Consider the following 12,446-nt stretch of genomic DNA (forward strand, 5'->3'; position numbering starts at 1 on the left):
GCGGCTGCCCGTGGGGTGCCGCTCTGCCCGTTGAATCCCTTGATCTATCCCGCCCAGATTCGAAGGACCTCTCGACTATGCGCGAACGTCACCAAAGCGGCAGCCCGCCGGGACGGGCAGCCGCTGGGCCCGGCGGCGCTCCGCGCCTTGTTCCGGGCCAAGGACGTGGGGATGGAGCATGCTCCACTAGCAAATGATCTTTCACCACGCCCACCGCTTTCCCCCTTAACACCGCCCCCATGATCCCCTATCTGCCCCGACATGACACAAAGATTGCATATCGTCGGCGGCGGCATGGCCGGATCCGAGGCGGCCTGGCAGGCGGCCAATATGGGCGTTCCCGTGGTGCTCCACGAGATGCGCCCCAAGGTCGAGACCTTTGCCCACCGCACCGGCAACCTGGCGGAAATGGTCTGTTCCAACTCCTTCCGTTCGGACGATGACGAGCAGAACGCCGTGGGGCTGCTGCATTGGGAGATGCGGCAGGCGAACGGGCTGATCATGCGCAGCGCCCAGACCCACCGCCTGCCCGCGGGCGGCGCGCTGGCGGTCGACCGCGACGCGTTTTCGCAAACGGTGACCGAGGCGCTGACGGCGCATCCGAACATCGACATCTCGGGCGAGGAGATCACCGAACTGCCCGAGGACGGCCAGTGGATCATCGCCACCGGCCCGCTCACCTCGGACGCGCTGGGAAAAGCCATCGCAGCAGAGACCGGCGCCGAGGCGCTCGCCTTTTTCGACGCCATCGCCCCCATCGTCTATGCGGACAGCATCGACATGGGCAAAGCCTGGCTGCAATCGCGCTACGACAAGGGCGAGACCGAGGAAGAGCGCCGCGCCTATATCAACTGCCCGATGGACAAGGCCCAGTACGAGGCCTTCATCGACGCGCTTCTGGCCGCCGACAAGACCGTGTTCCACGAGGGCGAAACCGCCAGCTATTTCGACGGCTGTCTGCCCATCGAAGTCATGGCCGAGCGTGGCCGCGAGACGCTCCGCCACGGCCCGATGAAGCCGGTGGGGCTCACCAACCCGCACCAGCCCGACATCAAGGCTCATGCGGTGGTGCAGCTGCGCCGCGACAATGCGCTGGGCACGCTCTACAATATCGTCGGCTTCCAGACGAAGATGAAGTATGGCGCGCAAGCGGATGTTTTCAAAATGATTCCCGGCCTCGAAAACGCCCGGTTCGCGCGTCTCGGCGGCATCCACCGCAACACCTTCCTGAACTCCCCCACGCTGCTAGACGCGCAGATGCGGCTGCGCTCGAAGCCGCATATCCGCTTTGCCGGGCAGATCACCGGGGTCGAGGGCTATGTGGAAAGCTCGGCCATGGGGCTTGCCGCGGGCCGCATGGCCGCCGCCCAGATCCTCGGTCGCCCGCTGGCGGATATCCCGCAGGACACCGCCCATGGCGCACTCATCCACCACATCACCGGCGGCGCCGAGGCCAAGACCTTTCAGCCGATGAACGTGAACTTCGGCCTCTTCCGCCCGGTCGACGGGCTGAAGGGTGGCCGCCGGGGCCGCGTCGCCCGCTACAAGGCCTATACCGACCGCGCCAAGGCCGAGTGGCAGGGCTGGCTCGCCGCGCAGGAGGTGCCCGCATGAATTATGTACTCGCGCTCTTCCTGCCGCCGCTGTCGATCCTGCTGACCGGCCGCCCGATCCTCGCCATCGTGGTGTTCCTGATCTGGATTCCGGCGATCATCTTCTCCGGCGGGCTCACCCATCCGATGTTCATCCTGCTCGCCTGGGTGCTGATCTACCAGTCCGGCGAGGAACGCCGCACCCGCCGCATCGAACGCGCCTATCGCGACGAGTGATGCGCAGCCGCTTCGCGCCCTCGCCCACCGGCCCGCTGCATCTGGGCCATGCCTATTCCGCCCTGCTCGCCTCCGACATGGCCCACGCCGCAGGCGGCAGCTTCCTGCTGCGCATCGACGATCTCGACCAGAGCCGCTCCCGCCCCGAATGGGAGGTCCAGCTCAAGGAAGATCTGCACTGGCTCGGCCTCGACTGGCCCGAGCCCTGCCGCCGCGAATCCGAGCATCTCGCCGACTACGAGGCCGCGCTCGACCGGCTCTGGCAGATGGGCCTGCTCTACCCCTGCACCTGCACGCGCCGCGACATCCGCGAGGCGCTGTCGGCCCCGCAGGAAGGCACACCGCGCACCGGTCCCGACGGGCTGGTCTATCCCGGCACCTGCCGCCCGCCCGCGCCGCCCTCGGGTCCGCGCCCGCGGGACGGCACGCTGCGCCTCGACATGGCCCGCGCCTGCGTCGCGCTCTCCGCGCCCCTGAGCTTCACCGAAACCGGCGCCGGACCGGAGGGCGAGACCGGCCCGATCACGACCGGCATTGAAAAGATGATCGACAGCATCGGCGACGTGGTCTTGGCCCGCAGGGAGATGGGCGCCGCCTATCACCTCGCTGTCGTCGTGGACGATGCCGCGCAAGAGATCACCCATGTGATCCGGGGCCGCGATCTCTTCGAGGCCACCCGCATCCACGTCCTGCTCCAGCGCCTGCTGGCCCTGCCCACCCCGGTCTATCATCACCACCGGCTGATCCGCGACGACCAGGGCAAGCGCCTCGCCAAGCGCGACGACGCCCGCGCCATCGCGCTCTACCGCGGCGACGGCAAGAGCCCGCAGGACATCCGCGTCCTGGTCGGGCTCTGACCCGCCCACAGCCCTTTCATCTTTCTGAAAATACTCAAAAAAAACGGCGCGCAGCGCCGCCCTCAGCCGTCCATCGGCGCCATGATCTCCACCTCGGCGCCGTCCCTCAGCGCCGTGTAGAAACAGGACCGCCGGTTGGTGTGGCAGGCCGGGCCCGTCTGGCGCACCAGCGCCAGCAGGCAGTCGCGATCGCAATCCACCCGCAGTTCCACCAGTTCCTGCACATGGCCCGAGCTTTCGCCCTTCACCCAGAAGGATGCCCGCGAGCGCGACCAATAGGTCACCCGGCCGGTCTCCAGCGTCTTGGCGACAGCCTCGGCGTTCATCCAGGCCATCATCAGCACCTCGCCGGTCTCCGCCTCCTGCGCGATGCAGGGGATGAGACCGCGCGCGTCATAGACCAAAGTCTCGGGATCGAAGCTCATGACACAAAACCCTTTTGCAGCGCGTGGATCAGACCTATCTATGGAAAGCATCCGGAAAGGGAAAGCCATGTCCGCCGAGACCGACCTGATCAAGCTCTATTCCCAGCGCATCCTCGCGCTCGCCGCCGACATCCCGCGGACGGGCCGGCTCGAGGCACCCGATGCCAGCGTCAAGAAACGTTCGCCGCTCTGCGGCTCGACCGTCACCGTGGACCTGCGGATGGAGGACGGGCGCGTCGCCGATTACGCCCAGGACGTGAAGGCCTGCGCACTCGGTCAGGCCGCCGCCTCGGTGGTGGGCGGCGCGATCGTCGGCTGCACCCCGCAGCAGATCGCCGAAGCGCGCGACGCGCTGCGCGCCATGCTCAAGGAAGACGGCCCCACCCCGCCCGCGCCCTTCGACGATCTCGAAGTGCTGCGCCCGGCGCAATCCTACAAGAACCGCCACGCCTCGATCCTGCTGACGCTCGACGCCGCGGCAGAGGCCGCCGCCCAGGCTCAGGAAGCGCAGAGCGCTTAAGCTGATCTTGACCTTTTGGGGTCTATGCCGGTGCCGAAACAGCACGGTACCGGTATGCAACACGATCCTTCCCTGTCGGCGCCCGATGCGGCGCGCGAACTCTCGAGCCTGACCCGCGGCGCCACGGCGCTGGGACGTGAGGTGGTGGACATCGCCGGCTTTCTGCAAGCGCTCGACGCGCGCAGCCGCAGCCAGCTCACCGCGCTGTCCGAGGTCGGACAGGCCAGCGACAATGTCGCCGCCGCCAATGGCCGGGTCTCGTCGAATGTGCGCGCCGTGGCGCAAAGCGCGGCGGAGGCCGGGGAGCGGGTGGAAAACTCCATCGGCACGCTCGCCCGCTCGGGCAAGGCAGCGCGCGAACTGGCGCGCTGGGTCAAGTCGGTGCATGCCGAAAACGATCTGGTCGAGGAGATGCTGGGCGCGGTGAAGACCTCGAACAGCCAGATCGCTTCCATCGCGAGCCAGGTGAACATCCTCGCCGTCAATGCCAAGATCGAGGCCGCGCGCGCCGGTGATGCCGGGCGCGGCTTTGCCATCGTGGCCGAGGCGATCAACGAGCTGAGCCAGCAGACCGGCGCGGCGGTCAACGCGATCTCGGCCACCATCGCACGCATGTCCGACTGGATCGAAGAGCTGAACTCCGGTGCCCTGCACACCTCGCAGGAGGCCGAGACCGTGCTCTCCGGCTCCGAGGCGGCGGATGCCGCCCTGTCCGAGATCCGCGACCGCATGGGCACGCTGCGCGGCGCCACCGCGCGCATCGCCGAGGATATGGAACGCGCCAGCGCCGCCGTCGAAGAGCTGCGCCCCACGGTGGCCGGCATTCAAAGCTCCATCGGCGAGGTCGCGCGCGGCGTGGACGAGGCATCGCGCCGCTGCGACCGGCTGGTGGACGGCTCCGAGGCGATCCTGCAACATGCGGTGGCCATCGGCGGCACCGGTGAGGATGCGGCGATGATTGCCCTGGTGCGCGATCTCGCCGCCCGCGTCTCGCAAAGTTTCGACGCGGCGCTGACGGCGGGGCGAATCTCCATGCAGGCGCTGTTCGATACGCAGTACAAACCGATTCCCGGCAGCGATCCGCAGCAGCTTCTGGCCGCCTTCACCCCGCTCACCGATGCGCTGCTGCCGCCGATCCAGGAGCCGGTTCTGGCGCGGGATTCGCGCATCGTGTTCTGTGCGGCGGTTGACCGGAACGGCTATCTGCCCACCCACAACGCCAAGTTTTCGCAGCCGCAGGGCAAGGATCCGGTGTGGAACGCCGCCAACAGCCGCAACCGCCGCCTTTTCGACGACCGGGTCGGTCTCAAGGCCGGGCGCAACACCAAACCGTTTCTGCTACAGGTCTACCGCCGCGACATGGGCGGCGGCACTTTCGTGATGATGAAGGATCTCTCGGCGCCGATCTCGGTGCGCGGCCGGCACTGGGGCGGGCTGCGGCTGGCCTACCGGTTCTGACCGGGGCCAAAAGAAAAAACCGCCGCACTCCGCGGGAACGGAGGCGGCGGCGAGTAGCGTGTCTTTTCGGGGAGCCGGGCCGGTGCTTGCTTCCGGAGATCAGGCAGGCCGGACGCACAAGGCGGGGACAGTCGCAGCGCATCGGGGACAGGTGATGCGGGACGGCCCGGGTGAAAGACCGCAGGCAGAAAACGTCGATCTCTTTCAGAAACTCGGCAGGTGCAGCGCGCCGACAAGGATCACCACCAGAGAAATGCCGCCGATCAGATCCTGAATCAGCGTGGCCTCTGCACGCGAAAGAGCCTGGCGAAGCGTATCGAGCATGGTCATGATCCCTGTCTGGCGTTTGTTGCTCATTTGTTCTCATGTTCCTTACCTCATGTAAAGAACTTTTTGAGAACATCCGAGAACATTTCACAGACATTCCGGAATATCCCGGGAACATCCGGAGTGTCAGAACGCCTTGACCGACCCTCTCAGCCGACGGAAATGAGCCGGATCGCCTCGTCCTGCCGCATCAGCCAGAGCAGCATGCGCGCCGCCTGCCCCCGGTCGCTCTCCAGCGCCGGATCGTCATGCAGCAACTTGCGCGCGTCGCTCTGCGCCATCGCCATCAGCCCCGCCTGATGCTCCAGATCCGCCACGCGGAATCGCGGCAGCCCGGATTGCGCCGTACCGATCAGATCGCCCGCCCCGCGCATCTCCAGATCCACCTCCGAGATGCGGAATCCGTCCTCGGTCTCGCGCAGGGTGGTCAGGCGCTTCATGCCCGTCTCGCCCAGCGGCGGCTGATACATCAGCAGGCAGGTGCTTTCGGCCTCGCCCCGCCCGACCCGACCGCGTAGCTGGTGGAGCTGCGCCAGACCGAACCATTCGGCGCGCTCGATCACCATGATCGAGGCGTTGGGCACGTTCACCCCGACCTCGATCACCGTGGTGGCCACCAGCACCTTGGTCTCGCCCGCCACAAACCGCGCCATGGCGGCGTCCTTTTCGGCGGGCGGCATCTGGCCGTGCACCAGCCCCACGACGCCCTCGCCCAGCACCGCGCGCAGATGTTTGAACCGCTCTTCCGAGGCGGTCAGATCGACCGCCTCGCTCTCCTCGACCAGCGGGCAGACCCAATAGGCCTGCCGCCCCTCGGCCACCGCCTTGCGCAGATGGGCGACCACCTCCTCCATACGCTCGGAGGAGATCAGCGCGGTGCGGATCGCCTTGCGCCCGGGCGGTTTTTCGTCCAGCAGCGAGACATCCATGTCGCCATATTGCGCCAGCGCGAGGCTGCGCGGGATTGGAGTCGCCGTCATCACCAGCACATCCGCCGCCGCGCCCTTGCGCCCCAGCTCCAGCCGCTGGCGCACGCCGAAACGGTGCTGCTCGTCCACAATCGCCAGCCGCAGATCGGCAAACGCCACATCCGCCTGGAACACCGCATGGGTGCCCACGAGGATCTGGATATCGCCCCGCGCCAGCGCCGCCAGCTTGGCGCGCCGCTCGGCCCCTTTGTCGCGCCCGGTCAAGAGTTCCAGCACCACCCCGGCGCTGTCCGCCAGAGGCTTCAGCCCGTCCAGATGCTGCCGCGCCAGAATCTCGGTGGGGGCCATCATCACCCCCTGCCCGCCGGCCTCGACCGCGATCAGCAGCGCCATGAAAGCGACCAGCGTCTTGCCCGCGCCCACATCCCCCTGCAACAGCCGATTCATCCGCTCGGGGCCCGCCATGTCTTCGGCGATCTCGTCCATCGCGCGGGCCTGCGCGCCCGTGGGGCGAAACGGCAGCGAGGCCAAGACCTTGCGCCGCAGGGCCCCATTGCCCATGGTGACCCGCCCCTTGCCCTTGCGGCGATGCACCCGCGCCAGGGCCAGCGTGAGCTGATGCGCCATCAGCTCGTCATAGGCGAGCCGCGCCCGCGCCGGGGCCGTGGGGGTCAGATCGCCCGTCCCTTCCGGCGCATGGGCACGGGTCAACGCCGCGTGCCAGTCGGGCCAGCCCTCGCGCGCCTTCAGCGCCGGGTCGATCCACTCCCCCAGTTCCGGCGCGCGGCTCAGCGCATCCGCCGCCGCCCGCGCCATAAGCTTCTGCGTCACGCCATGGGTCAGCGGATAGACCGGCTCGTATGCGGGCAGCGCCTGAGCTTCCTCGACCGGCAGGATATGGTCGGGATGCACCATCTGCGCGATGCTGTCGAAAAGCTCCACCCGGCCCGAGACCAGCCGCCGCGCGCCTTCGGGTAGCTGCTTGCGCAGGTAATCCTCGCGCCCGTGGAAGAAGACGAGCTGAAAGCCGGTCTGCGCATCCTCCACATGGATGCGATAGGGGCGGCCCTTGCGCGACGGCGGGTAATGCGCCCCCACCGTGACCGCCACCGTCACCACGCCCGGCAGATCGGCGCCCTGCACCGTGTCGCGCGGGCGGCGGTCGATCACCGAATGCGGCAGGGTGAAGAGCAGATCGCGCGGCGCGGCGATCTCCAGCCCCTCCAGCGCCTGCGCGCTTTTGGGGCCGACGCCCGCCAGCGTCTTGAGCTCCGCAAAGAGCGGCCAGAGCGCTTCGGGCCGCTGGGTCATGCTCCGATGAGCGCCAGCCAGGCGTCTTCGTCCATGATCTCGACCCCCAGTTCGCGCGCCTTGGTCTCTTTCGAACCCGCGCCCGGCCCCGCCACCACGATGTCGGTCTTCTTGCTGACCGAGCCCGAGACCTTGGCGCCCAGCGCCTCGGCCCGCGCCTTGGCCTCGGCGCGGGTCATTTTTTCCAGCGATCCGGTGAAGACCACGGTCTTGCCCGCCACCGGCGAGCCCTCGGTCGCCGGGCGCTCGGCCTCCTGAATGTCGAGATGGGCCACCAGCCGGTCGATGGAGGCGCGCTCGGCCTCCTGCCCGAAGGAGGTGACCAGCGCCACCGCCACGGTGGTGCCGATGCCGTCGACGCCGACCAGATCGTCCCAGGCGGCGCGCGCCTCGGGCGGGACCTGCGGGTCGTCGGCCCAGACGGCATCGCGGGTTTCCTTGATGCGGGCGCGGCGATCTTCGCTGGCGGCGGCCTTGCGTTCGGCCTCGACCGCCGCCTCGGCCCGGCGGTGGCGCGCGGCGGCCGGGCGCGCCGTGTCGACGGCGGCGATCAGCGTGTCCCAGCGCAGGTAGTGGCGGGCCAGATCATTGGCGACGACCTCGCCCACATGGCGGATCCCGAGCGCAAAGATCACCCGGCCCAGCGCGATGCGGCGGCGCTCGTCGATTGCGTCGAACAGGTTCGCCGCGCTCTTCTCGCCCCAGCCCTCGCGGTTCTTGAGCTGCTGCATGCCGGAACCGTAACGCGCCTTCAGCGTGAAGATATCGGCAGGCTCCTTGATCCAGCCGTCACGGTAGAACTGCTCCACCTGCTTGGCGCCCAGCCCCTCGATGTCGAAAGCCGCGCGGGAGACGAAATGTTTCAGCTTCTCGACCGCCTGCGCCGGGCAGATCAGGCCGCCGGTGCAGCGGCGCACGGCGTCGCCCTCCTCGCGGATCGCCTCGGAGCCGCATTCCGGACAGATGGCGGGGAAGGTATAGGGCCGCGCGTCCTCGGGGCGTTTGGACAGATCCACATCGGCGACCTTGGGGATCACGTCGCCGGCGCGGTAGACCTGCACCCAGTCGCCCAGACGAATATCCTTGGGATGCCCTTCGGGATCGGGGCGGATGACCTCGCCCCGCGCGTCGCGCCCGGCGATGTAATCCTCATTGTGCAGCGTCGCGTTCGACACCACGACCCCGCCCACGGTGACCGGGGTCAGCCGCGCGACCGGCGACAGCGCGCCGGTGCGACCGACCTGGATGTCGATGGATTCGAGCCGGGTCCAGGCCAGTTCGGCGGGGAATTTATGCGCGATGGCCCAGCGCGGCGTGGTCGAGCGAAAGCCTAGCCGCGCCTGAAGCGCGAGATCGTTCACCTTGTAGACCACACCGTCGATGTCATAGCCCAGCGTCGCGCGCTGTTCCTCGATCCGCGCGTAATGCGCCAGCATCTCCTGCGGTCCGTCGCAAAGCACCGTCAGCGGATTGGTTTCGAACCCAAGCGCATGCAGCCGCTCGATTGCGCCCATCTGCGTCTCGGCCAGCGGCGCCGAGAGCGCGCCCCAGGCGTAGGCGAAGAATTTCAGCGGGCGCGACCGGGTGATCTCGGCGTCGAGCTGGCGCAGCGAGCCTGCGGCGGCGTTGCGCGGATTGGCAAAGCGTTTGCCGCCCTGCGCCTCCTGCCGCGTGTTCAGCGCCGCGAAATCCGCATGGCTCATATAGACCTCGCCCCGCACCTCGAGCACCTCGGGCGCCCCATCCAGCCGCTCGGGAATATCGGCGATGGTACGGGCGTTGGCGGTGACGTTCTCGCCCTCGGCCCCGTCGCCGCGCGTCGCCGCCTGCACCAGAACGCCGCCCTCATAGCGCAGCGACAGCGACAGGCCGTCGATCTTGGGCTCGGCGGTGAAGGCCAGCGGCGCATCGTCGGCAAGGCCCAGATAGCGGCGGATGCGGGCGTCGAAATCGCGCACCTCCTCGGCGTCGAAAGCATTGCCCAAAGACATCATCCGCACCGCGTGGCGGACCTTGGCAAAGCCTTCGGCCAGAGGCGCGCCGACCTGCTCGCTGGGGCTGTCTTCCCGTTTCAGCTCGGGGAATCGCGCCTCGATGGCGGCGTTGCGCCGTTTCAGCGCGTCATAGGCGGCATCGCTGATCTCGGGCGCGTCTTCGGTGTGATAGGCTAGGTTGGCCCCCGCCAGCAGCTCGGCAAGCCGCGCCAGCTCGGCGCGCGCCTGCGTCTCGGTCAGTGCCTCGACCGCAATATCCCCGATTGCAAGCTCTGCCATGGCCGCGCCCCCGTATCACGCCGTCTGGCGCAAGTGATAGGGCGCGCGGGCGGCGGCGTCCAGCCGCTCAGGCGCTGGCGGCGATGACCGGCGGTTCGCCGGCGCCCGGCTCGGGATCGCGCAGCACATAGCCCCGGCCCCAGACCGTCTCGATGTAGTTTTCGTTGCCTGTCGCCTCGGAGAGTTTCTTGCGCAGCTTGCAGATGAACACGTCGATGATCTTGAGCTCGGGCTCGTCCATGCCGCCATAAAGATGGTTGAGGAACATCTCCTTGGTCAGCGTCGTGCCCTTGCGCAGCGACAGCAGCTCGAGCATCTGGTATTCCTTTCCGGTCAGATGTACCGGCTTGCCGCCCACTTCCACCGTCTTGGCATCGAGATTGACCGAGATCTTGCCGGTGCGGATCACCGATTGCGAATGCCCCTTGGACCGGCGAATGATCGCGTGAATGCGCGCCACCAGCTCGTCGCGGTGGAAGGGTTTCGTCAGATAATCGTCGGCGCCGAAGCCGAAGCCCTTGATCTTGTTCTCGGTATCGTCGGCCCCTGACAGGATCAGGATCGGCGTGTTGATCCGCGACAGGCGCAACTGCCGCAGCACCTCGTGACCGTCGATGTCGGGCAGGTTGAGATCGAGAAGGATCAGATCGTAATCGTAGAGCTTGGCAAGGTCGATGCCCTCTTCCCCCAGATCGGTCGCATAGACATTCAGGTTGGCGTGGGTCAGCATCAGTTCGATGCTTTTCGACGTGGTCGGATCGTCTTCCACCAGAAGGATGCGCATGGGCTGTTCTCCGCTTGTTCTGTCCCGTTGGACCCGACCCTGTCGGAAATAGGTTAATGCTTCTTTACTGTAGACAAACGCAGAGTCATTTCAACCGCAGGTTGCCGTGCGCAACACTCAGTCTGCGGATGTGTCGGGCCCGGGCGCGCGGAACCGCTGCACCAGCGTCGCTTTCAGCGCCTCCTCGCCATGGCAGGCCACCGCGCGGAGCCATTCGCCCAGCTCCTCGGCGCTGAGCCCGTATCGGTCAAGCGCTTGTTTTTCCGACAACAAACCGTAGCGCACTGCCTTCACCACGGCCGCCTTGCGCGAGGCCACCCAACGCCGGGTTTCGACGGGCGGCAGATCGGCGCGGGTCATGATCGTGCCGTCCGGGAGGGTCACCGCGCGCGGGCCGTCGATTTTTTTCAGATACATTTGTCTTGTCCCAGTCGTTCCGGCTGAGAGCTATTTGACCGCGCCCGATTTAACGGCATCTAAAACCGCCCCTTGAGAGTGCATCGCATTTTCCTATATTCCCGCCTTATCCCCAGGAGATTCAGATGCCCCTCGACGCCCAGAACCTCAATTCGCTCGGCCTGCCGAAGCCGCCGTCCGAGACGCGCGTGGTCGTCGCCATGTCCGGCGGCGTGGACAGTTCGGTCGTGGCGGCGATGCTGGCCGAGGAAGGCTATGACGTGGTGGGCGTGACGCTTCAGCTTTACGACCATGGCGCCGCGCTGGCCAAGAAAGGCGCCTGCTGCGCCGGGATCGACATTCACGATGCGCGCCGCGTGGCCGAGCAGATGGGTTTTCCGCATTACGTGCTGGATTACGAGAACATCTTCCGCGACGCGGTGATCGACGAATTCGCCGAAAGCTATCTGGGCGGCGCCACGCCGGTGCCCTGTATCCGCTGCAACGAGCGGGTGAAGTTCAAGGACCTGCTGGAAACCGCCAAGGATCTCGACGCCGATTGCATGGCCACCGGCCATTACATCCAGCGCATGACCGGCGCCCATGGCCCCGAACTGCATGCGGCGGCGGATGCCAACCGCGACCAGAGCTATTTCCTGTTCTCGACCACGCCCGAACAGCTCTCCTTCCTGCGCTTCCCGCTGGGCCATCTGAAGAGCAAGGCCGAAACCCGCGCGCTGGCGGCGAAATACGGGCTGAGCGTGGCGGACAAGCCCGACAGTCAGGACATCTGTTTCGTGCCCGACGGCAACTATGCCTCGGTGATCGAAAAGCTGCGCCCCGGCGCCGCCGAGCCGGGCGAGATCGTGCATGCCGACGGACGGGTTCTGGGGGAACACCGGGGGGTGATCCATTACACCATCGGCCAGCGCCGGGGGCTCGGCATCGGCGGGCTGAGCGATCCGCTTTACGTGGTGAAGCTGGATGTCGATGCCAAGCGCGTGGTGGTGGGGCCGAAAGAGATGCTCGCCACCCGCAAGGTGCCGGTGCGCGAGATCAACTGGCTGGGCGACGAACCCTTCACCTCGCGCAAGGAATGGCCGCTTTCGGTCAAGGTGCGCTCCACCCGCCCCCCGCGCGAAGCGGTGATCCGTCCGCTTTCCGAGACCGAGGCCGAGGTCGAGCTGCTGGTGGCGGAGGAAGGCGTGTCGCCGGGCCAGGCCTGCGTGTTCTACGATCCCGACAGCAGCCGCATCTTCGGCGGCGGCTGGATCTGGCGCGGGTACTGAGAGGCCGGGGCTAGCCGGCAGACTCTTTCAATCTCAACGCTATTGGAC

Annotated in this window: 12 protein-coding genes; 6 read left to right on the top strand and 6 right to left on the bottom strand. The window is 67.3% G+C overall.

Annotated elements, in window-relative coordinates; genetic code table 11:
• Nucleotides 1-261 precede the first annotated feature (261 nt).
• The 3 genes from trmFO to gluQRS are packed head-to-tail and all read left to right on the top strand — an operon-like array spanning nt 262 to nt 2,686.
• Nucleotides 262-1,614 (top strand): methylenetetrahydrofolate--tRNA-(uracil(54)-C(5))-methyltransferase (FADH(2)-oxidizing) TrmFO, encoded by a 1,353-nt coding sequence (trmFO, locus tag M4578_RS17990; protein ID WP_258094680.1) that lies wholly within the window; start codon nt 262-264, stop codon nt 1,612-1,614.
• Entirely contained in the window at nt 1,611-1,829 is a 219-nt protein-coding gene (locus M4578_RS17995) for a hypothetical protein (RefSeq protein WP_258094681.1), read from the top strand. The genes trmFO and M4578_RS17995 overlap by 4 nt, the downstream gene beginning before the upstream one ends.
• Nucleotides 1,829-2,686 carry a tRNA glutamyl-Q(34) synthetase GluQRS gene (gene gluQRS / locus M4578_RS18000; protein ID WP_258094682.1) on the top strand — a complete coding sequence of 286 codons (858 nt, stop codon included), beginning with the start codon at nt 1,829-1,831 and terminating at the stop codon, nt 2,684-2,686. Before M4578_RS17995 ends, gluQRS begins: the two co-directional genes overlap by 1 nt.
• Before the next feature lie 62 nt (nt 2,687-2,748).
• On the opposite strand, the gene hisI is transcribed toward gluQRS, so the two are convergent.
• On the bottom strand, nt 2,749-3,111 hold the full coding sequence (hisI, locus tag M4578_RS18005) for a phosphoribosyl-AMP cyclohydrolase (protein WP_258094683.1): 363 nt from the start codon (nt 3,109-3,111) through the stop codon (nt 2,749-2,751).
• A gap of 67 nt (nt 3,112-3,178) precedes the next feature.
• On the opposite strand from hisI, the gene M4578_RS18010 reads away from it, so the two are divergent.
• Together M4578_RS18010 and M4578_RS18015 are read left to right on the top strand one after the other, a co-directional pair.
• Nucleotides 3,179-3,631 (top strand): iron-sulfur cluster assembly scaffold protein, encoded by a 453-nt coding sequence (locus tag M4578_RS18010; RefSeq protein WP_258094684.1) that lies wholly within the window; start codon nt 3,179-3,181, stop codon nt 3,629-3,631.
• A gap of 54 nt (nt 3,632-3,685) precedes the next feature.
• A complete protein-coding gene (locus tag M4578_RS18015; protein WP_258094685.1) occupies nt 3,686-5,089 on the top strand; it encodes a methyl-accepting chemotaxis protein in 1,404 nt (467 codons plus the stop codon).
• Between the two features lie 204 nt (nt 5,090-5,293).
• On the opposite strand, the gene M4578_RS18020 is transcribed toward M4578_RS18015, so the two are convergent.
• The 5 genes from M4578_RS18020 to sciP all read right to left on the bottom strand — a co-directional run bounded on the left by M4578_RS18020 (nt 5,294) and on the right by sciP (nt 11,130).
• On the bottom strand, nt 5,294-5,446 hold the full coding sequence (locus M4578_RS18020) for a hypothetical protein (RefSeq protein WP_258094686.1): 153 nt from the start codon (nt 5,444-5,446) through the stop codon (nt 5,294-5,296).
• Nucleotides 5,447-5,565: 119 nt separating this feature from the next.
• Complete coding sequence (recG, locus tag M4578_RS18025) at nt 5,566-7,656, bottom strand: ATP-dependent DNA helicase RecG (protein ID WP_258094687.1); 2,091 nt, start codon at nt 7,654-7,656, stop codon at nt 5,566-5,568.
• Entirely contained in the window at nt 7,653-9,929 is a 2,277-nt protein-coding gene (gene ligA, locus M4578_RS18030) for an NAD-dependent DNA ligase LigA (protein ID WP_258094688.1), read from the bottom strand. Before ligA ends, recG begins: the two co-directional genes overlap by 4 nt.
• Nucleotides 9,930-9,996: 67 nt before the next feature.
• Nucleotides 9,997-10,713 (bottom strand): response regulator transcription factor CtrA, encoded by a 717-nt coding sequence (gene ctrA, locus M4578_RS18035; protein ID WP_258094689.1) that lies wholly within the window; start codon nt 10,711-10,713, stop codon nt 9,997-9,999.
• Nucleotides 10,714-10,830: 117 nt separating this feature from the next.
• Nucleotides 10,831-11,130, bottom strand: coding sequence for a CtrA inhibitor SciP (gene sciP / locus M4578_RS18040; protein ID WP_258094690.1), 300 nt, complete (start codon nt 11,128-11,130; stop codon nt 10,831-10,833).
• A gap of 125 nt (nt 11,131-11,255) precedes the next feature.
• On the opposite strand from sciP, the gene mnmA reads away from it, so the two are divergent.
• On the top strand, nt 11,256-12,398 hold the full coding sequence (gene mnmA / locus M4578_RS18045; protein WP_258094691.1) for a tRNA 2-thiouridine(34) synthase MnmA: 1,143 nt from the start codon (nt 11,256-11,258) through the stop codon (nt 12,396-12,398).
• The last annotated feature ends 48 nt before the right edge of the window (nt 12,399-12,446 follow it).

Source organism: Salipiger pentaromativorans, from assembly GCF_024721115.1.
GTDB lineage: Bacteria > Pseudomonadota > Alphaproteobacteria > Rhodobacterales > Rhodobacteraceae > Salipiger > Salipiger pentaromativorans.